17 protein-coding genes are annotated in these 21,749 nt (G+C 59.3%); 4 read left to right on the top strand and 13 right to left on the bottom strand.

All coding sequences use genetic code 11. The features are described 5' to 3' along the window. Positions 1-24: 24 nt before the first annotated feature. The 6 genes from infB to pip all read right to left on the bottom strand — a co-directional run bounded on the left by infB (position 25) and on the right by pip (position 7,014). A complete protein-coding gene (gene infB, locus ACN0SD_RS00345) occupies positions 25-2,559 on the bottom strand; it encodes a translation initiation factor IF-2 (RefSeq protein WP_417806230.1) in 2,535 nt (844 codons plus the stop codon). After that, positions 2,556-3,185: an RNA-binding protein gene (locus tag ACN0SD_RS00340; RefSeq protein ID WP_417806229.1), complete on the bottom strand. Its 630-nt coding sequence runs from the start codon at positions 3,183-3,185 to the stop codon at positions 2,556-2,558. Before ACN0SD_RS00340 ends, infB begins: the two co-directional genes overlap by 4 nt. Before the next feature lie 33 nt (positions 3,186-3,218). After that, positions 3,219-4,826 carry a transcription termination factor NusA gene (gene nusA, locus ACN0SD_RS00335; RefSeq protein WP_417806228.1) on the bottom strand — a complete coding sequence of 536 codons (1,608 nt, stop codon included), beginning with the start codon at positions 4,824-4,826 and terminating at the stop codon, positions 3,219-3,221. Between the two features lie 3 nt (positions 4,827-4,829). Next, entirely contained in the window at positions 4,830-5,411 is a 582-nt protein-coding gene (rimP, locus tag ACN0SD_RS00330) for a ribosome maturation factor RimP (RefSeq protein ID WP_417806227.1), read from the bottom strand. A 136-nt stretch (positions 5,412-5,547) separates the two neighbouring features. Beyond that, the gene (gene tspO / locus ACN0SD_RS00325; protein WP_417806226.1) at positions 5,548-6,000 is read right to left on the bottom strand and encodes a tryptophan-rich sensory protein TspO; all 453 of its coding nucleotides are present in this window, start codon (positions 5,998-6,000) and stop codon (positions 5,548-5,550) included. 42 nt (positions 6,001-6,042) lie between these two features. Further along, on the bottom strand, positions 6,043-7,014 hold the full coding sequence (gene pip / locus ACN0SD_RS00320; RefSeq protein WP_417806225.1) for a prolyl aminopeptidase: 972 nt from the start codon (positions 7,012-7,014) through the stop codon (positions 6,043-6,045). 65 nt (positions 7,015-7,079) lie between these two features. Here pip and ubiG point away from each other — a divergent pair, with 65 nt between their 5' ends. Then, the gene (ubiG, locus tag ACN0SD_RS00315) at positions 7,080-7,823 is read left to right on the top strand and encodes a bifunctional 2-polyprenyl-6-hydroxyphenol methylase/3-demethylubiquinol 3-O-methyltransferase UbiG (RefSeq protein WP_417806224.1); all 744 of its coding nucleotides are present in this window, start codon (positions 7,080-7,082) and stop codon (positions 7,821-7,823) included. A gap of 142 nt (positions 7,824-7,965) precedes the next feature. On the opposite strand, the gene mog is transcribed toward ubiG, so the two are convergent. Further along, on the bottom strand, positions 7,966-8,502 hold the full coding sequence (gene mog, locus ACN0SD_RS00310) for a molybdopterin adenylyltransferase (protein WP_417806223.1): 537 nt from the start codon (positions 8,500-8,502) through the stop codon (positions 7,966-7,968). Beyond that, positions 8,499-9,728: an argininosuccinate synthase gene (locus ACN0SD_RS00305; RefSeq protein WP_038133303.1), complete on the bottom strand. Its 1,230-nt coding sequence runs from the start codon at positions 9,726-9,728 to the stop codon at positions 8,499-8,501. Before ACN0SD_RS00305 ends, mog begins: the two co-directional genes overlap by 4 nt. Before the next feature lie 131 nt (positions 9,729-9,859). Between ACN0SD_RS00305 and ACN0SD_RS00300 the strand changes: the two genes are divergently transcribed. Together ACN0SD_RS00300 and ilvA are read left to right on the top strand one after the other, a co-directional pair. Beyond that, positions 9,860-10,627: a hypothetical protein gene (locus tag ACN0SD_RS00300; protein ID WP_417806222.1), complete on the top strand. Its 768-nt coding sequence runs from the start codon at positions 9,860-9,862 to the stop codon at positions 10,625-10,627. Positions 10,628-10,664: 37 nt separating this feature from the next. Continuing rightward, positions 10,665-11,915, top strand: coding sequence for a threonine ammonia-lyase IlvA (ilvA, locus tag ACN0SD_RS00295; RefSeq protein WP_417806221.1), 1,251 nt, complete (start codon positions 10,665-10,667; stop codon positions 11,913-11,915). Positions 11,916-11,919: 4 nt separating this feature from the next. Here the strand turns inward: ilvA and ACN0SD_RS00290 are convergent, their stop codons facing one another. Next, positions 11,920-12,249, bottom strand: coding sequence for an Hpt domain-containing protein (locus tag ACN0SD_RS00290; RefSeq protein ID WP_417806220.1), 330 nt, complete (start codon positions 12,247-12,249; stop codon positions 11,920-11,922). A gap of 153 nt (positions 12,250-12,402) precedes the next feature. On the opposite strand from ACN0SD_RS00290, the gene ACN0SD_RS00285 reads away from it, so the two are divergent. Continuing rightward, positions 12,403-13,665 carry a PP2C family protein-serine/threonine phosphatase gene (locus ACN0SD_RS00285; protein ID WP_417806219.1) on the top strand — a complete coding sequence of 421 codons (1,263 nt, stop codon included), beginning with the start codon at positions 12,403-12,405 and terminating at the stop codon, positions 13,663-13,665. Here ACN0SD_RS00285 and ACN0SD_RS00280 read toward each other — a convergent pair. From ACN0SD_RS00280 to ACN0SD_RS00265, 4 genes are read right to left on the bottom strand one after another with little or no spacing between them, the layout of a single operon-like run. After that, complete coding sequence (locus tag ACN0SD_RS00280; RefSeq protein WP_417806218.1) at positions 13,662-14,834, bottom strand: HlyD family type I secretion periplasmic adaptor subunit; 1,173 nt, start codon at positions 14,832-14,834, stop codon at positions 13,662-13,664. The two genes, ACN0SD_RS00285 and ACN0SD_RS00280, sit on opposite strands and share 4 nt — an antisense overlap. Beyond that, on the bottom strand, positions 14,831-17,083 hold the full coding sequence (locus ACN0SD_RS00275) for an ATP-binding cassette domain-containing protein (RefSeq protein WP_417806217.1): 2,253 nt from the start codon (positions 17,081-17,083) through the stop codon (positions 14,831-14,833). Before ACN0SD_RS00275 ends, ACN0SD_RS00280 begins: the two co-directional genes overlap by 4 nt. A gap of 16 nt (positions 17,084-17,099) precedes the next feature. Further along, positions 17,100-18,446, bottom strand: coding sequence for a TolC family protein (locus ACN0SD_RS00270; RefSeq protein ID WP_417806216.1), 1,347 nt, complete (start codon positions 18,444-18,446; stop codon positions 17,100-17,102). A 14-nt stretch (positions 18,447-18,460) separates the two neighbouring features. Next, positions 18,461-21,679, bottom strand: a complete 3,219-nt coding sequence (locus ACN0SD_RS00265; protein WP_417806215.1) for a BapA/Bap/LapF family prefix-like domain-containing protein — start codon at positions 21,677-21,679, stop codon at positions 18,461-18,463. Positions 21,680-21,749 lie beyond the last annotated feature (70 nt).

The following is a 21,749-nucleotide window of genomic DNA, read 5'->3' as shown; positions in this document are numbered from 1 at the left end:
TCTATTTTCATTGCTTTAATTGGATCAGAGCGTGCGCTCGATCTCCTCGCGCTCAAAGATCTCGATGACATCGCCTGCGCGAATATCGTCATAGTTTTCAAACGCCATACCGCATTCCTGACCTGAGGGCACTTCTTTGACCTCGTCCTTGAACCGCTTGAGCGTCTTGAGCGTGCCTTCGTGGATTACCACGTCGTCGCGCAGCAGGCGCACACCGGCCGAGCGGCGTGCAACGCCTTCGGTCACGAGACAGCCCGCAACCTTGCCCACGCCGGTCACCTTGAACACTTCCTTGATCGACGCATAGCCGATGAAATGTTCGCGGATCTCAGCCGATAGCAGGCCAGAGGCGGCGGCTTTGATATCGTCCACAAGATCATAGATGATCGAGTAGTAGCGGATCTCGACACCTTTTTGGTTGGCGGATGTGCGGGCCGGAGCATTGGCACGCACGTTGAAACCGATAACCGGCGCGCCCGATGCTTCGGCTAGGCCGATATCAGATTCGGTGATCGCGCCGACGCCCGAATGCAGGATGCGCACGCGCACCTCGTCGTTGCCGACCTTCTCAAGCGCTTGAACGATCGCCTCGACAGAGCCCTGCACGTCGGCCTTCACCAACACCGGAAGCTCCGTCACGCTTTCATCCGCCTTGGCCTTGGCCATCAGCTGTTCCAGCGTCGTCGCCGCCCCGGCAGCAGCACGTTTGTCTTTCGCGGCTTGCTCACGGTAGTCGGCGATCTCGCGGGCTTGCGCCTCGGTCTCGACGACGTTGAGCACGTCACCCGCTGCGGGCGTGCCGTTCAGACCCAGCACCTCGACAGGCACCGACGGGCCGGCATCTTCGACGCGCTCACCTTGGTCGTTGATCAGCGCGCGGACCTTGCCCCACTGTTCGCCTACGACAAAGATGTCGCCGCGATGCAGGGTGCCGTTCTCGATCAGTACGGTTGCAACCGGACCACGGCCCACGTCAAGTTTGGCCTCGATCACGGCACCTTGGGCAGCGCGATCAGGGTTGGCTTTGAGTTCAAGAAGTTCGGCCTGCAGCGCAATCGCTTCAAGCAGGTTATCAAGGCCCTTGCCGGTCTTGGCAGACACTTCGACATCTTGCACATCACCCGACATCGCTTCGACGACGACTTCATGTTGCAAGAGCTGCGTGCGGACTTTTTGCGGCTCAGCACCGGGTTTGTCGCATTTGTTGATCGCGACGATCATCGGCACCTTCGCCGCTTTGGCGTGGTTGATCGCCTCGATTGTCTGCGGCATCACCGAATCATCGGCAGCCACGACGAGCACAACGATATCGGTGACATTGGCACCGCGCGCGCGCATTGAGGTAAAGGCCGCGTGACCGGGGGTGTCGAGGAAGGTCAGAACCGCGCCGCTATCGGTGGTCACCTGATAGGCACCGATATGCTGCGTGATGCCACCAGCTTCGCCAGACACAACATTGGCTTTGCGAATCGCGTCAAGAAGCGAGGTTTTGCCGTGATCGACGTGGCCCATGATCGTGATGATCGGCGGGCGCGTGATCAGGTCGTCGGCCTTATCGTCGACCGAGGCAATTACCTGTTCCACGTCAGCATCGGACACGCGCACAACCTTGTGGCCGAATTCCTCGATCACGAGTTCCGCAGTGTCGGCGTCGATGGTTTGGTTGCCCGTCACCATCATGCCCATGTTCATCAGCGATTTGACAACATCGGCACTACGTTCCGCCATGCGGTTTGCCAGTTCGGAAACGACAATCGTCTCGGGCAGGCGCACATCGCGCACCTGCTTTTCGGCACGGACAGAGCCACCCATCGCCTTCTGGCGCTGGCGCTCTTGTTTGCGCTTCATCGCGGCCATCGAGCGTTGACGCCCTTCGCCACCACCCAATGCATCATTCAACGAGAGCTTGCCGGTGCGACGGTTGTTGCCGCCACCCTCGGTCTTGCCCTTGTTCGCGCGGTTGTCGCGGTCGGTGCGCTCGCGGTCGGTCTTGCGCGGACCCGAGGCAACAACGCCCTTGGTTTCGGCGCGTGAAGCCGCAGCTTCGACAGCCGCCTGATCCTGCACGGCGTCGTCCTTTTTCGGAGCGCCCTTGCGGATCTCTTCTTTCTTTTTATCGCGCAGTTCAGCTTCACGCTTTTTGCGATCATCCTCTTCGGCTTTCGCCTTCAACGCGTCTTCGCGCTCGCGATCTTCGCGTTCCTTGGCCTCTGCCTCGGCGTGACGACGCTCGCGTTCTTCTTCGCGGGCCTTCTCTTCGGCTTCGCGGTTTGCGGCTTCTTCGACTTCACGAATCTTGGCGGCTTGCAACGCCTTCATACGGCGGTCCATCTCGGCATCAGAGATGCCAGCTGGACGCCGCGACGGATCGCCACCCGCAGATTTGCCGCCGCCGGGACCTTTAGCGGTCCCCGCGCTTGGCTTGTTCAAGACACGCTTCTTGCCCTTCGTCTCGACCACAACATTCTTCGTGCGCCCGTGCGAGAAGCTTTGCTTCACTTGTCCGGGACGCGACGCTGCGCCAAGTCCGAGAGTCTTTTTGCCGTCCGTATCGCTCATGCCGTCTTCGTATCCTTCATGGCGGTCTTGCCGCCGTCCTGCCTGCGCAATCCCGCAAGCCTCGATATCTCTTCAATCACGCGAGGAGTGAGGCCACCGGCTGCAAGCGCGCCGTGTATCGCACGATCGCGACCGAATGCCAAACCCAATTCCTGTGAGGTGAGACAGCCGAACCAGCGCCCGCCCTCGGGCGTCCACAGCTTGCCTTTTCCTCTGTCCGAGCCGTCGCTGGCCTGAAGTAGCACTTTCGCGCGCCCCTCAGCCAGCCAGCCCTTGACCTTTTCGAACCCGATCACCGCGCGACCGGATTTCCGCACCAGAGAGATAAGCTCAACAACGCGGCTGGCAAGGGCTTTTTCCACCATTTCCACCATATTTTCGGGGGTTTTCGCGGGTGCCTTGGCGGCGCGGGCGAAAAGTCCCTTCTGAATGGCGGTTTCAAGCACGTCACGATCAGCCGTGACCCAAATCCCGCGACCGGGCAGCTTCTCGGCGATGTCGGGATAGATCATCCCGTCAGGGCCAAGAACAAAACGCACAAGCCCAGCCTTCGGCTGAACATCGCCAGTGACGATGCAGCGCCGTTCGGGATCATCCCGGTGTTTGGCTTTGCCTGCGCGACTCATCTGCGCTCTCCTGTCTAAGGCGGGGGCCTTGGCTTACGCCTCGGCCTCCTCCTCGGTTTCCTCTTCGGCCTCGCCTGCCAACTCAGAGGGATCAACCCAACCCAGTTGGATGCGCGCGGTCATGATCAGATTTTGCGCCTCTTCAAGGCTCATGTCGAACTTCTCAAGCAAGCCGTCATCCTTGACGCGCGCGCCATCCACGGTGGTCCAGCCGCCAGCCAGTTCCCAATCCGCGCAGGTCGCAAAATCTTCAAGCGTCTTGATGCCGTCTTGCGCAAGCGCTTCGGTCATTTGCGGGGTCAGACCCTCGAAGTCGAACAGCGATTGTTCAACGCCAAGTTCTTTTGCCGCTTCCAGAGCCTTACGATTCTGTTCTTCGATCACGTCACGGGCACGCGCCTGCAATTCGCTGGCCGTGTCGCCATCCACGCCCTCAATCGACATCAATTCATCCAGATCGACATAGGCGACCTCTTCGAGCGAGGTAAAGCCCTCGGCCACCAGAAGCTGGGCGAAGAATTCGTCGAGATCGAGCGAATTGACGAACAGTTGCGTGCGCTCGGTGAATTCCGCCTGACGACGCTGGCTTTCTTCGGCCTCGGTGAGAATGTCGATATCCAAACCGGTCAACTGGCTTGCCAGACGCACGTTCTGACCGCGACGGCCGATGGCGAGCGAAAGCTGCTCATCGGGCACCACGACTTCGATCTTGCCTGCTTCTTCGTCGATCACAACTTTCGACACTTCAGCCGGTTGCAACGCGTTCACAAGGAAAGTCGCCTGATCTTCGTTCCACGGGATGATGTCGATTTTTTCGCCCTGCAATTCGCCGACAACAGCCTGCACGCGCGAGCCGCGCATACCGACGCAAGCGCCGACCGGGTCAATCGAGTTGTCATGGCTGATCACGCCGATCTTGGCGCGCGAACCGGGGTCACGGGCCACGGCCTTGATCTCGATGATGCCGTCATAGATTTCGGGAACTTCCATCTTGAACAGTTCGGCCATGAACATCGGATCGGTGCGCGACAAGAAGATCTGCGGGCCACGGGCCTCGCGGCGCACGTCTTTGACATAGGCGCGGATGCGGTCGTTGGGGCGATAGCTTTCGCGGCCGATCTTTTCGTTGCGACGCAGGATCGCCTCGCCACGGCCCACATCAACGATGATATTGCCGTATTCCTCGCGCTTGACGACGCCGTTGATGATGGTGCCAGCGCGGTCTTTGAATTCTTCGTATTGACGGTCACGCTCGGCCTCGCGGACACGCTGCAAGATCACCTGCTTGGCGCTTTGCGCGGCGATGCGGCCCAGTTCGACGGGCGGAACCTCGTCAACGACGGTGTCGCCCACGCTGGGGTTCTCAAGATATTGCTTCGCCTGCTCGACGGTCAGCTCTGCCTGGTAGTTCTCCAGCAGATCATCCTCGACCACGGTGCGCACACGGGCAAACCGCGCCCGACCCGTCTTGCGGTCGATGGTGACGCGGATGTCCATTTCGGCGCCGTAACGCGATTTCGCAGCCCGTGCGAGGCTGTCCTCCATCGCTTCGATGACCAACTCGGGATCGATCATCTTCTCGCGCGCGACCGCCTCGGCGGTTTGCAGAAGTTCCAGCTGATTGGCAGAGGTGATTGCCATGACTCAAGTCTCCTCGTCGGGGGATTCTTCGATTTCGTCAAATTCGTCTTCGTTGATGCTGCCTTCGGCTTTTTTCTGCCGCAACATCTCGGTGATTAGTTCATCGGTGAGCACCAGTTTCGCATCGGCGAGCCAGTCGAATTGCAGGCCGATCACAACCTGCGCGCCCTGATTCTCGATCTCGATCAGCACTTCGCTACCCTCGGTGCCGCGCAATTCGCCCTTAAAGCGCTTGCGCCCATCGATCAGCTCAAACGTCTCGATCTTGGCCTCATGCCCTTCGAAACTGTCGAAATCTTTCAGCCGGGTGAGGGGCCGGTCGATGCCGGGGGATGACACTTCAAGCGTGTAATTTTCCTCAATCGGGTCTTCCACATCTAGCGTAGCGGACACGGCGGTCGAAATCTTGGCGCAGTCATCCACAACGATCCCGCCGTCGGGACGATCCGCCATGATCTGCAGATTGGGGGTCTCGCCGCCCTGCAGGCGCAGGCGCACCAGCTCAAAGCCCAGCCCCTCGATCACGGGGGTGACGATATCGGCCAAACGGCGATCAATAGCAGTCTTGGCGATCAGGTCGGCCATCGGTTCCGATCCTCTAAAACAAAAAAACGAGCCATCGCGGCCCGTCACACGCTTCCGGTGGGCGCTAGGTTTGGACCCCAGCGCGCCGCTGTTGAAGGCGATATAGGCTTTTGCGCCCGAGTCTGCAAGCAGAACTTCAGGCCGTGCGATTGTCGCGCCAGACACGCCAGTTGAGCGCGCCTGCCAGACTGAGCCAGACAACATAAGGCAGAACCAACAATCCCGCGATCAGATCAATGCGGAAAAACGCCACCATCATTGCCGCCACCGCCACCCAAAGGCAGGTCAACACAAGCATCCCCAAGCCCAGCCGATGTGCGCCGAAGAACACCGGCGTCCACAGCGTGTTCAGCGCGATTTGCACGGCAAACAGCGTCAGCGCCATTTGCGCGCCGTCATACCCGGCCACCCGCGCCGCCGCGTAAGCGACCGAGACGTAAAGATAGCTCCACGCGACGGGAAACGCCCAGTTGGGCGGCGTGAAATCGGGCCGCGTCAGCCCTTCATACCAAGCGCCCGGCTTGAAAATGATCCCGGTGGCCGCCGCTGCGGCCGAGGCCGCAAGGAAAAGCAGAAAATAGGTCAACATATGTGGCATCCCTTTTCAGCGGTGTCGCGGTGAAGGTCTGCTCTACGATCTAAGCGCGTCCATCGCCCGGACAAGACCCTTTGTGATCCCCGGCTCGCTTAGCGCATGACCCGACGCAGGAACCAAGTGCAAAGCGGCGCGCGTCCAGCCATCGGCCAGTTTATAGGCGGAAATCGGCGGGCAAATCATATCCAGACGCCCTTGCACGATAGTGGTCGGAATATGTTCGATTCGGTGACGGTCGCGCAGGATTTGCCCGTCCACGCCTAGAAACGCCCGATTCTGAAAATAGTGGTTTTCCAGCCGAGCGAAGGCACGCGCATATTCGGGCGATGCCTCACCGGGTGGGCCGACGAAGCCCACCGATGCCAGCGCGTTTTCCCAAACTGCCCAACTGCGGGCGTAACGGGTTTCTTCCATATAATCGCCGGAAAATAGACGCCTGTTATAGGCGCCAATCAGATCATGTTGCTCGTCCTCGGGAATGAGCCTGCAGAATCGGGCCCAAAGATCGGGGTAGAACTGGCCCGCGCCGCCGCCGTAAAACCAATCCAGCTCATACTGCGTGGCCAAAAACACGCCCCGCAAGATCAGGGCTTGCGCGCGCTCGGGATGGCTTTGAGCATAGAGTAACGACAAAGTCGCGCCCCAACTGCCGCCAAAAACCATCCAAGCGTCAATGCCCAGCGTTTCGCGAATCAGCTCCATATCCGCGATAAGATGCCAGGTGGTATTGTGCTCTACACTGGCATGCGGACGCGACAAGCCACAGCCGCGCTGATCAAACAGGATGATGCGGTAATGGGCAGGGTCGAAAAACCGCCGCATCGTGGGGCTGCACCCGCCGCCCGGCCCGCCATGGCAGACAACAACCGGTTGTCCCTGCGGATGGCCTGATTGCTCGACATACAGCACATGGCCATCGCCAACATCTATCTTGCGCTGATCGAAGGGCTCGATCGGCGCATAGAGCCGCGCTTCGGATGCGCGCTTTTGCCCTGCATTTCTGTCCATCACTACACTATATATGTCAAACGAGACGCCCGCCATGGGGGTTTAACAGGGAAAATGGGGTAGCGATGGCAGAGGCTGCAAACAGCATTGATCCGGGCGAGGTCGCGAAATTTGAGGCGATGGCGGCGGAGTGGTGGGACCCGAATGGCAAGTTCAAGCCGCTGCACATGCTCAACCCTTGTCGGCTGGATTACATCACCACACAGATCGCCACGCAATTCGGTCGTGACCTGACATCGCCCGAGCCGTTTAAAGGTCTGACCCTGCTGGATATCGGTTGCGGCGGCGGGCTTTTGTCCGAGCCGATGGCGCGCCTTGGCGCAAGGGTTATTGGCGCCGATGCGGCGGGCGGCAATATCCCTGTGGCGCAGCTTCATGCCCTGCAATCAGGACTAGAGATCGACTACCGCCACTGCGCGGCCGAAGATCTGGCGGCCGAGGGCACGCAATTTGATGCCGTTCTGGCGATGGAAATTATCGAACACGTCGCCGACCCGCAAGGATTTGTGAACACCATTGAACGCTTGCTCAAACCGGGCGGGCTGATGATCTGCTCGACGCTGAACCGAAATCCAAAAAGCTACATGATGGCAATTTTCGGGGCCGAACGCGTTATGCGCTGGCTGCCTGTGGGGACGCATGAATGGTCGAAATTCGTCACCCCTGATGAACTGTATGACTTGGCGCGTAAGTCCGGGCTTGACCCGGTGGACCGGCGTGGAATGGTGTTCAACCCGATCAGTTGGCGCTGGTCGCTCTCGGATCGTGATCTCTCGGTGAATTACGCCATCGCCGCAGTTAAAAGATAGCGCGAGGGGCTCTGCCCCGCCGAGGCGATGCCTCGGCCGCCGGGATATTTCGATCAAGAGGAAGTAAACTCCGTCTGACACTTCCTCTTGACGAAAATATTCCGAGGGAAGCTGCGCGGCAGATGGGGGCAGCGCCCCGGCCTCACTTTGCTTTGGGGCGGAACGCCTTTATCTGATCGGGATCGGTCTCAAGATAAGCTGCGCCGATCAGATCGAGACAATAGGGGACAGCCGCGAACACAGCATTCAGACAGGTCGCGATAGCGCTCGGTTTTCCCGGCACCATAATGATCAGCGATTTGCCAGCGATGCCCGCGGATTGTCGCGACAGGATCGCTGTGGGCACTTCCAGCAGGCTTGCGCGTCGCATCTCCTCGCCAAAGCCTGCCAGTTCTTTTTCGATCACGTCAAAGCAGCCTTCGGGCGTCTCGTCGCGCGGTGCCGGGCCAGTGCCACCGGTCACCAGGATCAAATCGGCCTCCGCGACGACCAATTCATGAAGCATGTTGGCCACGCTCTCCCGACCATCGGGGATGATGTGACGCGTGATCGTTAAGTCGGACGTTACCACGCCACGCAAGTATGCCTCGCAGCCCGGACCGCCCTTGTCCTCGTATTCACCGCGACTGGCGCGGTCGGATACGGTGACGATGGCGGCATGGGGCTGCGCGTAGCTCATTTCTTGACCCGTGCGTTGCGCGTCGCAATCAGTTTCAGACGTAGCGCGTTGAGCTGAATAAAGCCCGCCGCGTCTTTCTGGTCATAAGCGCCTGCGTCTTCTTCAAACGTGACATGCGCTTCGGAATAGAGCGAATAGTCCGACCAACGCGCCACGGTGCGCGCAGCGCCTTTGAACAGCATCAGCTTGACGGTGCCGGTGACATATTCCTGCGTCTTGTCGATTAACGCCTGCAGCGCCTCGCGCTCGGGCGAGAACCAGAAGCCGTTATAGATCAGCTCGGCATAGCGCGGCATGATCGAGTCTTTCAGATGCCCCGCGCCGCTATCAAGTGTGATTTGTTCAATCCCGCGATGCGCCTCTAGCAGAATCGTGCCGCCGGGGGTCTCATAAACGCCGCGCGATTTCATCCCGACAAAGCGGTTCTCGACAAAATCCAGTCGCCCGATGCCATGCTTGCGGCCCAATTCGTTCAGCTGGGTCAGGATCGTCGCGGGTGATAGCGCCTCGCCATTAATCGACACAGCATCGCCGCGCTCAAAACCGATCTCGACATATTCGGGCGCGTCGGGCGCTTCGGTCACCGGATCGACGGTGCGCTGGAAGACGTAATCGGGCGCCATATCGGCGGGATCTTCCAGCACTTTCCCCTCGGATGAAGTGTGCAACAAGTTCGCATCGACCGAGAACGGCGCCTCGCCGCGCTTGTCTTTCGCAATCGGGATTTGGTTCTGCTCGGCAAATTCCAGCAACTTGGTGCGCGACGACAGGTTCCATTCCCGCCAAGGCGCGATCACTTTGATCGCGGGGTCCAGCGCGTAAGCTGCCAACTCAAAGCGCACCTGATCGTTGCCCTTTCCCGTCGCGCCATGCGCAACTGCATCTGCGCCATGTTCATGCGCCAACTCGACAAGGCGTTTGGAAATCAGCGGGCGCGCAATCGAGGTGCCCAACAGATACAGCCCCTCATAGACCGCGTTGGCGCGAAACATCGGGAAGACGAAATCGCGCACGAATTCCTCGCGCACATCTTCGATATGGATGTTTTCGGGCTTGATGCCCAGAAGTTCGGCCTTCTTGCGCGCCGGGTCCAGCTCTTCGCCCTGACCAAGATCGGCGGTGAAGGTGATCACCTCGCAGCCATATTCGGTCTGCAACCATTTCAGAATGATCGAGGTATCAAGGCCACCCGAATAGGCGAGGACGACTTTCTTGGGTGCGGACATGGGCTTACTCCTGATGCGGATTTTAAGCCGCGATTACCGATTATTTGCGGCAAGAGCAAGGTTGGGTCGTTGACAGGGGTGATCACGGCGAGTTGATTGCGCGCAAATCAATAGAGAGACAGGGTATTGCAATGAAGTCTTGGCTAATTTTCCGGCACTCTTTCCGCCAGGTGACGAATAATTTGGGCTCTGCGGCGCGGGTTTCGCTGGTGCCGTTTATCCTCGCAGTTCTGGTGGTGTTTGCGGTTGTGATTTCCGCTGGCGGCTTAAGCCGCGCTCGGGCTGATATCGGGATGGCGCCCGGTGGCGTTTTTCTCATCATTTTCGGCCTGATGTTTTATCTCGCGCTTACCATAACGATCGCAGTGAACTGGCACCGGTATGTTTTGCTGAATGAGCCGGTAACGTGGTGGCCCAGCTTTCATGGCGCGCGCATCTTGCAATATTTTGGGCGTAGTTTGTTGATCGGGATCGTGTTCGGTATCGGCATGGCGATAGCGATGGGCGTGTCCGGCGCTGTCGTGAGTACCGGATCATTTGGACGTATGGTGGGCATGGTTTTGATGTTCGCAACGGTAGTGGCTTCGATGTCCATCTTTTGGCGTCTCAGCGCGGCCCTGCCGGGGGCTGCGATTGGGGGTAGCAGTCTTGGTGATGCATGGAATAAAACACGCGGGACATGGGGCACGATGCTTATGCTGACACTGATCTATGTCGGTTTTGCGCTTTTGACGGGTATCGTTGGCGCGATTCTGACGTATATGGGGGCCAAAATTGGCATATTTCTCATTCTCAAATTCATCTGGGAAGTTGTCGTTGGCTGGTTCACCATGATGCTCGTGTTGTCGATCCTGACCACGCTTTACGGCCATTACGTCGAAAAACGCGCGCTGGTCTAAGCTTGCCAAATCCGGCGGGGCGGGTCACATCTGGCAGATGAGTGAATTTGCCCTGTCCGCCCTTGCCGCGACTCGTGCCTTGCGCGCGTTGTTTGATCCCACGCCGTTGCAGCGCAACGACCACCTGTCGGCGCGCTTTGACGCTGATATCTGGCTCAAGCGCGAAGACCTGACTCCGGTGCGCAGTTATAAGCTGCGCGGCGCATTTACTGCGATGCGCAAGCGGCGTGAGGCCGACCCGCAGGCCGATCATTTCGTTTGCGCAAGTGCGGGCAATCATGCGCAGGGCGTGGCCTTTGCCTGTCGCCATTTCGGCGTCAAGGGCACGATCTTTATGCCGGTGACCACGCCACAGCAAAAGATCGACAAGACCAAGATTTTTGGCGGCGATGCGATCAAAATCGTGCTGACGGGTGATTATTTCGACGACACTCTCGCAGCCGCGCAGGCATTTTGCACGGATGCGGACGCACAGTTTCTCGCGCCCTTTGATGATCCTTCGGTGATCGAGGGGCAAGCCTCAGTTGGGGTGGAGATCCTTGATCAGATGGGCGAGACGCCCCCCGATCTCGTGATCTTGCCGGTCGGTGGCGGAGGCTTGGCGGCAGGTGTGACCGGATATTTGCGCGCAACCACGCCACACACTGAATTTCGGTTTGTCGAGCCGTTGGGCGGCGCAAGTCTGACCGCGGCTGTCGCAGCAGGTACGCCGGTGGCGCTTGATCATGTCAACAGTTTCGTTGACGGGGCGGCTGTTGCAAAAATCGGCGTGCGCCCCTTTGATGAGCTGCATTGGGTCACCCCCGATCTGATCTTGCGCGCGCCCGAAGACCGGATCTGCGTCACCATGCTTGAGATGCTCAACGTTGAAGGAATCGTGCTGGAACCGGCGGGGGCGCTGTCTATTGATGTGCTGCCCGAGCTGGCAGAACAAATCCGCGGCAAGCGCGTAGTTTGCATTACCTCGGGCGGTAACTTCGATTTTGAGCGGCTGCCAGAAGTCAAAGAACGTGCGCAGCGCTATTCCGGGTTGAAAAAATACTTCGTTCTGCGTCTACCGCAGCGCCCCGGAGCGTTACGCGATTTTCTGGGGATGTTGGGGCCAGATGATGACATCGCCCGATTCGAATATCTCAAAAAGTCAGCGCGCAATTTCGGCTCGGTTTTGATTGGGATCGAGACCAAGCAAGCGCAAGATTTCATCACGCTCCTTGCCAAGCTTGACGCAGCAGGCTTCGTTTGGCGCGACATTACCGACGATGAAACTCTGGCTGAATTCTTGATTTAACGACTTACGCAGCGGTAGTGAACTCCTCTAGACGGGTCATGAATCGGTCTTTTGATGCGCCGTAACAGTTCAGAATCTCGGCTAGGTTGACATCAGAGGCTTGCCCAGAAGCGGCCAGTTTCTCACCCTTTTGGCACTGCGCCCCAAAGTCGCGAAACCCCAGATTAAGCGCCGAGCCCTTCAGAAAGTGCATTTCGTTCTCTAGCTTGCCGGGCTTTTGGCCCAGTGCCATCACAACGGCTTCCACCTCATCAAGAAACAACTCGACGACCTCGGCGAACCCGTCGGCCCCAATTTCAGATCGCAACTCGGCAACACGTTCCCAATCAATCATTTTTCCCTCCAAGGTGCCCTTGGTTCACTTCGCCGCGTATGAAGTTAGCTTTGAAAGCTTGCTGAACCTTTAAGATCGGCACAGAAAAAGGCTTCATGAATTGTTAGGTGATTTGTGAAAAAACAGCAGGGTTCCATTGATCGGATGCCGTGAATGTCACTTGCGATGAAACATCAGGTTGCCGCAGATCCACGGCTGCACGAAACCGTGCCGCGGCGTGTTTTGGTGGTCGACGACAGCCGGATGCAGCGACGTATCCTGTCGGCGCAATTGTCGCGTTCGGGGTATGAGGTAATTGAAGCTGCCAGCGCCGAAGAGGCGTTGCCAATCTGCGCGAAATGCGAACCAGATATCGTAATTTCAGACTGGATGATGGATGGAATGAACGGGCCCGATTTTTGCCGTGCTTTTCGGCAGATGACCCGGTCGAGCTATGGCTATTTTATCCTGCTGACCTCGAAGACGGACAAAACGGATGTGTCGCACGGGCTGGAAAGCGGTGCCGATGACTTTTTGTCAAAACCGGTTAACGGCGACGAGTTGCGTGCAAGGCTTGTCGCTGGGCGGCGTATTTTGGCCATGCAAGAAGAGTTGAGCGCCAAAAACACCCTTCTGCGGGCTTCGCAAGACGCGATTGAGCGTGATTTGCAAGAAGCGCGAAAGCTGCAACAAAGCTTGGTCCGCGAACGCCATCGCAGTTTTGGCTCTGCCGACGTAGCGTTGATGCTGCGCCCTGCGGGGCATGTGGGGGGTGATCTTGTCGGCTTTTTTCAGATCAACGCGCGCCGTATCGGACTTTATGGTATTGATGTGTCGGGCCACGGTATTACCTCGGCGGTGATGATGGCGCGGCTTGCGGGCTACCTGTCAGGTGCTGCGCCGACGCAAAATATCGCGATGATCGAATCCGAGCTTGGCGTTTACGAGGGGCGACCGCCTGCGGAACTGGCGGCGATGCTCAATGAGCTTGTTCTCGAAGAGATGCAGACCGAAAGCTATTTTACCCTTGTATATGCCGATATTGACCTAATGACGGGGCAACTCGAATTGGTGCAAGCGGGCCACCCCTATCCCGTCGTGCAGCGGCGATCCGGCGAGGTTGAGTTTTTGGGTGAGGGCGGCTTGCCCGTGGGGTTGATCCCCGGTGCGTGCTACCAAAGTGTTCGCGCCGTTCTCGCCCCCGGCGATCGGCTGATCCTACTTTCTGACGGTATGACCGAGGCGACCAACCGCGCAGGTGAAATGATTGACCATGCAGGCCTTGGCGCGATCATTTCCAAATTCGCGCGGTTGCGGGGGCGTGCCTTCCTTGATGCGGTCTTTTGGGACCTAGAGAATTACACCGACGGGCAGATGGAGGATGATGTTTCTGCTGTGTTCTTTAGCTTTGATAGCGCAAAGATCTACCGCAATTAGGGTTCACGGAACGCCTCACGCGATTTATAAAGCGGCTTGAGAAGATATTGTAGAATGGTCTTTTCGCCAGTGTGTAATTCCACGGTCGCCTGCATCCCGGGACGTATTTCAAGGTGCCGCTGTCGCGCACTCAGATGGTTTAGATCGACGGTGACCGTCACTTTATAATGGGGGTCGCCATCGGGCTTGCGCTCATCCTTGAATGTGTCGGCAGATACCAACGAAACCTTGCCCTGCAAGCTGCCGTAAATCGTATAGTCATAAGCCGATAGCTTGATCGTTGCATCTTGGCCGGGGCGTACGTTGGCGATATCTTTGGGCGCAATTCGGGCCTCGACGAACAACTCTTCATCTAACGGAATAATCTGTAAAATCTCTTCGCCGGGGCGCACAACACCGCCAATGGTTGAAACGGACAGCTTGTTCACCACGCCGCGCATTGGCGAACTTAGCACCGTGCGATCCAGCTGATCCTCGCTAAGCTTCATCTGTTGGCGCAAGGTTGCCAGCTTGCCCAATGTCTCGGAGTGCTCGGCGGCGCGGTCCAATGCAGCCTTCGTCGCGATTTCCTTATAGGCGCGCTGGGCATCTGACCAAGTGCGGCGTGCGCGGGTCACCTCGATCAACGGGGCGACGTCCTTTATATACATCGCCTCCGTCAAATCGAGCTCTTGGCGGGCCTGCTCCATCACGTTTTTCGCACCGGTTTCACGCCCGGCGACATCTGCCATCCGCGCCTTGATCAGCGCCGCTTCCGAGGTCACGATATCAGGCACAAGCGCGCGTTGGGAGGCAGTGACGGTGAATTCGGATTTGCCCGCCATTTCGGCTTCAAGGCGCGCTTTGCGAATTTCCAGCGCGGCGATTTGATCTTCGAGATCATCGACCTGTGTCTGGTATTGCGTGCCCTGAAGGCGCGCCAGCACTTGGCCGGGTTCCACCACATCGCCCTCGCCGACATAGAGTTCCGCCAGAATACCGCCTTCGAGGTTTTGGATGATCTGTGGCTTGGACGAGGACACAATTTCACCGGGGCCGCGCACGATCTGATCGACCCATGCCATCGAGGCCCAGAGGATAAATATCACGATGGCCGCCGCCACAAGCCAGACGGTCAGCGACAGGCGGCGCGAGCGATGGGTGAGGGTTGCGGGGTCAATCGTGCTCATCCCTGCGCGCCTTTGGATTTACTGAGATGCGCAAGAACCGCGTCACGCGGCCCATCGACCGCGAGCCGGCCGTTCTGCAAGATCAGCGTGCGCGCGGTCAGCGACAGGATCGGAACGCGATGGGTTGCAATGATCGCGGTGCGCCCGTCCAGCCAGTTTCCCAGACGGCTGACGAGCGTGGTTTCAAGCGTCGTATCAAGCGCGGCGGTCGGCTCGTCCAAAATGACAACCGTGGGGTCATGCAGCCACAGTCGCGCCCAGCCGATGGACTGACGCTGCCCGACCGAAAGCCCTTCTCCTCCGTCGCGGATTTCCAGATCAAGCCCGCGCGGATGGCTGCGCACGAACGGGCCCATACCGGCAAAATCAAGCGCAGAGAACAGACGGCCCTCGTCGCGTTCAAGCTGCGTAAGGTTGAGATTATCGCGCAACGTGCCCGAAAACAGCCGCACGTCCTGACTAAGATACCCGACCGCGCGGCGCAGATCGCGCGGGTGGATTTGCCCCAAATCGGTGCCATCCAGCAAAATCCGCCCGCCTTGGGGTTCATATAGCCCCGCCAGCAGTTTGAGTAGCGTTGACTTGCCCGAGCCATTCGCGCCCAGCACTGCCACGCGCTGCCCTGCCGGAATCGCCAGCCCAGGAATTTCGACCGTGGCCGCGCCATCGGCGTCATAGCGAAAATCGAGATGGCGTAGTTCGTATTCGCCCTCAATGCGCTCGGCGCGCAGATATTGACGATCCGCGCTCAACGTCTGATCGGCTTGCGCAATCGCATCCAGTCCCGTCAGCGCCGCTTTGACGTTGGACCAGCGCGCCAGCGTTCCTGCCAATTGCGTCAGCGGGGCCAGCGTGCGCGAGGTGAGAATGCCGATCGCGATGATCGACCCGACAGTAAAGTCGCCCGCGAAAACCTTGTAGGTGCCAATCACCACGGCGGCCACATAGGTCGCTTGCTGCACCATCTGCGCCCAATAGGTCAGCGCAGAGGCGAGTTTACGTTGCTCGGAGCTTTTGGACGCCGAGAGGGTTGTGAGTTCCTCCCAGATCCGCTTGAACCGATCCGCCCCGCGCGACGTGTTCACCGTTTCATGTTCGTAAATAGCCTCATGCAGCAGGCGCGAGGCACGCATTGAGGCCCCCTGCGTGGCTTGCGTGAGCGCGATCATCTTTTTCTGAAACAGGAACCCGGGCACGACCATCAGCACAGCACCTACCAGCAGCACCCAGACCAGAGATCCGCCGATTGACGCCACGAGAAACAGGAACACGAAAATGAACGGAATGTCGGCCAGCGTGCCGATGGTCGAGGCGGTAAAGAACTCGCGTACCGAAGAAAATTCACGCATCGCGGAAAACAACTGACTGGGGGCGCGCTTGCCGGGGTTTGCCTTCATCCCCAGCAGACGCTCCATCAGCAAGGTTTGCACGCTAAGTTCGATCCGCCGTCCCGCAAGGTCCATCAACCCTGAGCGTGCCAGTTTCAGCCCCATCTCCAGCACCAGCGCCAGACCCGCGCCAAGCGCGAGCACCCAAAGCGTGGATTGCGATTGATGCGGGATCACGCGGTCATAGACTTGCAGTGAAAACAGCGCGACCGCGACGGCCAGAATATTGGCAAAAAGCGAGCCGAAAGCGACCTCGACAAAGGCGCGGCGCTGGGCACGAAACGCGCCCCAGAACCAATGCGCTTCGGCCCCGGTATCGGTGTGGCGTTCCTCAAGCTGGCGCAACGAGGTGCGCGCCCGCACGATCCGCCCCGAAAAATGCGGCGCGAATTCCGCCAGCGGCACCTCGGCGCGCTGATCGGGGCAGGTGGTGTCATAAATGAACAGCGACTCGCCGTCTTGCGCGATGACCAGCACCATTTGGCCGTTGTTCATCTGCGCCAGCGCGGGCCATTGACCGGGGCTGAGTCTCTCGATGGTTTCGACCGAGGCGGTCATCCCGGCCACGCGCAACACGGCGGCCAGATGATCGGGCGCGACAGCCCCGATTTGCGCCCCTTCAAGGCTTGATGTGGCCTCGCCAATCGCCAGCAACATCTGTTCCAGTATGTCGGCGGCGGGCAATTGCGCGCCAAGCAGCCCGGCATAGGCGGCAGCTAGTTCGGCACGGGCCTTGGCGCGGGCCAGGCGCTGGTCTTGGGGAGCAGGTTGTGGGGGCGGTGAGGCTTTGGGCATGACGCCATCGGCAGCACCGCTGACGCGGGCCGCATTGATGTCAAACGCTATGACGCGATCAGTCACCTGCCCCTAAACCTTGTTATACTTTTCTTCCGTCCACCAATATTCCGTGTTCCCGCGCTAAATCCAGCTTTATCAACGCGATGTCATACTGGAGCGCAACTTGCGCGCGTTTGAGGGCGGCATAACTCTCGTAATTGACAACCAATTCCATTAGACGACGGCGGCCCATCTGGTATTGGCGCTTAAACAGCTCCAATCCGCTTTCGGCCTGTTTGACCAATTCTGCGTCGCGCGCAGCTTGGCCTTCGAGGGCGCTGAGTTTGGCATGCAGCGCAGCTTGACGGCGTTCGGCTTTCTGGCGGGAATCTGCGACGCGGGTATCGGCGGCGTCGATCTGTGCATCAAGCGCTGCAAGCGTATCGCCGCGCCCAAAGCCCAGCATTTGCGTCATGCCCATGTTCAGACCCAACTCGGGCTTGCCACTACCCGCAGCGGCGCTGACGCCAAGGCCGGGCAGGTGACCGGCGCGTGCCAGCTTGGCCTCGGCATTGGCGCGGGCTTGTTCGCTTTGGGCGAGTTTGACGTCAAGAGCCTCGGGCGTGGCGACGGGCAATGCGATTTGCGACAGGCCCGAAAGCCCGCTCAGTGGTGCTCCCGTCATCGCGCGCAACTGCGCAATCGCGGCGTCCGAGGCATCGCGGTCAGCGTCGGCTTCGGCCTGCGCCTCGGCGCGTTTTTGCGCCACGATGCGCACTTCGGACAGGTCTGACAGCCCACCCTTGGCGCGTTCGCGCAAGATGCGTTCAAACTCGGCCATTTCAGCGGCGCTTTGCACGCCGACTTGGGCCTGCGCCTGCGCCTTGAGGCTGGCGACGTAGAATTTCAGACCGTCATAAACCTTGTCGTTCATCTCTTGCGACAGGCCAACAGCGGCGACCTCGACATCGGCGGCGGCGAACTCGCGTTCAGCCTTTTTTGCGCCATTGTCAAAAAGCACCTGATCGACGACCAGTTGCGTGACCAGTTGGTCAAGGCTCGACAGGCTGATGCGAGGCCCGATCTGGGGCATCCAGTTTTTCGATTTCGCCTTGGCGGTCAGGCGGGCCACGCGCAGATCGGCCTGCGCCGGCCCTGCGGAATGATCAAGCACCGCGCTTGCGATCTGCGCATAAGCGCCCGTGTCGGGAAGAACCGAGCGGCGCGCCTCAAGATCGGCGATGACGCTGGAACTTTGTGCGGTCGTGCCGGGCAGACGGGCCGCCCCTGGGTTGGGGGCGGTGATGCTTGTTGGATCAATCGCGTTGCGCGTTGGAAAGGGCAGCCCGTCTGACATGCAACCCGAAAGCAGCACGGCAAAGCTGCCCGCAGCCAGTCGCGCGCGCCAGTTATGGCGCCGCGCGTTGATGTTTGGCGAGTGGATCATTCCCCGCGCCCCGATCAGATCGTCAGGTTGCTGATTTCGTCATCCACGATCAGCGTGCTGTCGCCTAGCGAATAAACGCTGTGCGTATGCCCGTCGACGGTTACATCCGTGCCCGTGTCTTGCGCCCCGATGGCGGTGACGTGATCATTGGCGTCGCCTTGGATCGTGATCGTGTGATCGGGTCCGGTAAGCGACTGGATTTGGCTGTCGGTGATTGTCAGGGTCGCATCCGGGGCAAAGGTAAGATCAATCGAGGAAAAGTCGAAACCCGACAGACCGCCGCGCGACAGATCAATATTCACTGCCGTTTGATTGTCAACGACGAGTAGGGTCGAAGCCTCGTTTCCGGCCACGTCGGTATCGGACACGACAAGGTAAGACCCGTTGGGGACAGGAGGGCTGAAAAAATACGCGGTTTGGTCGCCGATTTCAATAGGTCCACCTTGCAGGCCCACTTCCGAAACCAACCCTTGCGCATCTACCGCAGAGAAACTCAGTGCGCTCTCTGCATGGTTGGTTTGCAGACCCAGAAGATCGTCCCCATCGCTGGTAAAGTTGATAATGTTGGGGGCATCGGGGGCCTCGAGGTCGAAGGTGAAGGACAGATCGTTGCCGTCACCATCATTGAGGATCGCGGTGTTGCCATGCGTATCGGTCGCGGAAACGGTGTAGGTCATCGTGCCACTTGTTGCGCCCAGATCATCGGCACCAAGCGTGACCGACCAATTGTTACCCTGAACGGAGGCGGTGTAATCGTGACCGTTCATATGGACCACAACGTCCGAGCCAGCCTCAACCGTGCCGCTGATCGTGTAGCCTGCGGCAGCCTCGGTCGCGTTGACGACATCATCGCCCGCAACTTGCCCGGTTTCGCTGAAATTGGTGACGACCGTGTCGTAGTTGATCGCGCCCGAAATCGGCGTGCTCAACGTGTTGCCATGGGCGTCGACCGCGTTGAGCGTGTAGTTTAGCGTGCCTTCAGAAGAGGCGATCATCGATGCGGGGATTGTCGCGCTCCAGCTTGAGCCGCTGATCGCACCCTGAACCGTCGTCCCATTTGCCAGTGTCAGCGTGACAGACTGTGCGCCCGCCTCGACCGTGCCGGTCATCAAGATGCCGCTCGCGCCCTCACTGGCGTTCACGACGCCATCTGCGATCTGGCTATTGGGCGTCGCGGTGGTGACGCTTAGATTGTTGAGTTCGGTATCATAGGTGACAGTGCCCGCAAGCGCGTTCGAGCTGTTGCCATAAGCATCGGTGGCCATGGCGGAATAGTTCAGCACGCCTTCGCCGCTCATCTGTGCGCTTGGCAAACTAGCTGTCCAGCTGGTGCCGGTGACCTGTGCGTTCACGGTGGAACCATCAGCCAGAGTCAGCACAACGGTTGAACCCGCCTCGACGGTGCCGCCCACGGTGACGCTATTGGCCTCGCTGGCGTTGACCACACCATCGGCGCCGCCCGTCGCCCCGTTCAGGGTGAACTGGTTGACCAGCGTGTCATATTTCACCGAGCCGCTCATCGGGGTGCTAAGCGTGTTGCCTGCGCCATCAATTGCGTTGACCGTGTAGTTCAGCGTACCTTCACCGGTCACAAAGCTGGCCGGAATATTCGCGCTCCAGCTGCCGTTAGCCGCAATGGTCGTGGGCACGTTGGTGCCATTGGCAAGGGTCAGGGTGACCGATTGCGCGCCCGGCTCAACGGTGCCGGTGACGGCCACACCGCTTGTCCCCTCAGCGCCATTGACCACGTTATCCGCGATCTGGCTGTTGGGGGTGTTGGTGGAAAACGTCAGATTGTTGAGTTCGATGTCATAGGTGACGGTGCCCGGCAGGCTGGTGAAGTTGCCATTGGGGTCTGTTGCGCTGACGGTATAGCTCGCGGTGCCTTCGCCGGTCAGATAGCTGGACGGGATTGTCGCGCTCCAGCTGCCATTGGTGACGGTGCCGGGCACGGTTGTGCCGTCCGCCAAGGTCACCACCACAGTTGAGCCCGCATCGACGGCCCCGCCGATGGACACGCCCGCGGTCAGTTCGGTTGCGTTCACCACGCCATCGGCGCCACCCGGCGTCATGGTTTGGGTCAGCGTCACCTCGGTATCAACCATCAGGTTGTCGGTGATCGTCGTGGTGTTGCCATGAATATCGGTCGCAACGACGGTCATCTCCGTGGTGTAGGTGCCACCGGGAAGCTGATCCTGCGGGAAGGTCACCGACCAGCTGCTATCCTCGCCCACGGTGGTTTGCTGGGTCTGGCCTTGAACCTCTACCGAGATCGAAGCGCCTGCCTCACCCTGACCGGTGATCGAGATCCCATCGGCATATTCTTCTAGGTTTTCGACGTCTCCGGTCGATTCCGCGCCTTCGGTGATTTCCACCGCAGGGGGCGTCATGTCGATCAGGAAATCAGGCCCGTCGAGCGGGTATTCGGTGCCGTCAGGCGCGGTCACGACCACTTCCGAGCTGTAATCGCCATCGGCTGGCAAGGTGTCGTCTTTGAAAATGACTTCCCAATTGCCGTCGTCGTCGATTTCGGTCTGCTCTGTCTGATCGCCAATCGTGACGTCGACCGTCGAGCCCGGCTCGCCGGTGCCCGAAACCACCGCTTCGGGGTTTTCGGTGTTCGTGGTAAGCGTGGAGTCAGAGTTGGGGTCGTTCACCGTGGGTATAATCGGGCCAGAGCCGCTTCCGTTGCTTCCGCCGCCACCGCCTCCGATAACAGCCGCACCTGCCAGCCCTGCTGCGGCAGCACCAGCAGCACCGACGCCGCCAAATCCGCCCAAAAGCGCGGGGGCAAAAGCCGCCATGCCGGTTGTTTCATCCTCGACAACGGGGGCCAAAAGTTCGTCGCCATCCAGAAATGCCAGACGGTCGTTCGGGCTCCATTTGTCGCCGCTGACTTCGGGCTCGCCGTAGCTGGCAAACATCACGCCGTCGCCCATGTCCTCAAGCGAAACTTGCGCAAGCTCGCCATCGGCGGAAATCATGAGGTGGTTTTCCTGACCTTCGCCGGGTGCGAAAAAGCCCGATAGCGTGATCACGCGGCCATCGGCCAGATCGATTAACAGATCGCCGCCATCTCGGGTATATTTCAGGATGCTCGCGCGACGCAGATTGAGCGAAATATCCTCGCCCGCGCCCATTTGCACAAAGGCTCCGCCACCTTCGCCTGCGACTGAACCATACACAACACCGCCCGCACTATCGCGAACAGCAAAGTCCACTGACTTTACCATAGTACCTACTCCGCCTCATGTATCGGCATGTTTTGGCCTGCCGATTTAACTCACTATTTTGTGATGTTTT

Origin of the sequence: Thioclava sp., from assembly GCF_048263065.1 — a bacterium.
Lineage (GTDB): Bacteria > Pseudomonadota > Alphaproteobacteria > Rhodobacterales > Rhodobacteraceae > Thioclava.
Note: the sequence above shows the minus strand (reverse complement) of the source record. Positions and strands in the feature narration are given on the sequence as shown.

Excerpts from the sequence above, each read along its gene's own strand:
- nusA (WP_417806228.1), bottom strand. The coding sequence starts at position 4,826 with ATGGCAATCACCTCTGCCAATCAGCTGGAACTTCTGCAAACCGCCGAG.
- ubiG (WP_417806224.1), top strand. The coding sequence starts at position 7,080 with ATGGCAGAGGCTGCAAACAGCATTGATCCGGGCGAGGTCGCGAAATTT.
- ACN0SD_RS00280 (WP_417806218.1), bottom strand. The coding sequence starts at position 14,834 with ATGAGCACGATTGACCCCGCAACCCTCACCCATCGCTCGCGCCGCCTG.
- ACN0SD_RS00305 (WP_038133303.1), bottom strand. The coding sequence starts at position 9,728 with ATGTCCGCACCCAAGAAAGTCGTCCTCGCCTATTCGGGTGGCCTTGAT.
- pip (WP_417806225.1), bottom strand. The coding sequence starts at position 7,014 with ATGGACAGAAATGCAGGGCAAAAGCGCGCATCCGAAGCGCGGCTCTAT.
- ACN0SD_RS00270 (WP_417806216.1), bottom strand. The coding sequence starts at position 18,446 with ATGATCCACTCGCCAAACATCAACGCGCGGCGCCATAACTGGCGCGCG.
- tspO (WP_417806226.1), bottom strand. The coding sequence starts at position 6,000 with ATGTTGACCTATTTTCTGCTTTTCCTTGCGGCCTCGGCCGCAGCGGCG.
- ACN0SD_RS00285 (WP_417806219.1), top strand. The coding sequence starts at position 12,403 with ATGTCACTTGCGATGAAACATCAGGTTGCCGCAGATCCACGGCTGCAC.
- rimP (WP_417806227.1), bottom strand. The coding sequence starts at position 5,411 with ATGGCCGACCTGATCGCCAAGACTGCTATTGATCGCCGTTTGGCCGAT.
- ilvA (WP_417806221.1), top strand. The coding sequence starts at position 10,665 with ATGAGTGAATTTGCCCTGTCCGCCCTTGCCGCGACTCGTGCCTTGCGC.
- mog (WP_417806223.1), bottom strand. The coding sequence starts at position 8,502 with ATGAGCTACGCGCAGCCCCATGCCGCCATCGTCACCGTATCCGACCGC.
- ACN0SD_RS00300 (WP_417806222.1), top strand. The coding sequence starts at position 9,860 with ATGAAGTCTTGGCTAATTTTCCGGCACTCTTTCCGCCAGGTGACGAAT.
- ACN0SD_RS00340 (WP_417806229.1), bottom strand. The coding sequence starts at position 3,185 with ATGAGTCGCGCAGGCAAAGCCAAACACCGGGATGATCCCGAACGGCGC.
- ACN0SD_RS00290 (WP_417806220.1), bottom strand. The coding sequence starts at position 12,249 with ATGATTGATTGGGAACGTGTTGCCGAGTTGCGATCTGAAATTGGGGCC.
- ACN0SD_RS00265 (WP_417806215.1), bottom strand. The coding sequence starts at position 21,679 with ATGGTAAAGTCAGTGGACTTTGCTGTTCGCGATAGTGCGGGCGGTGTT.
- infB (WP_417806230.1), bottom strand. The coding sequence starts at position 2,559 with ATGAGCGATACGGACGGCAAAAAGACTCTCGGACTTGGCGCAGCGTCG.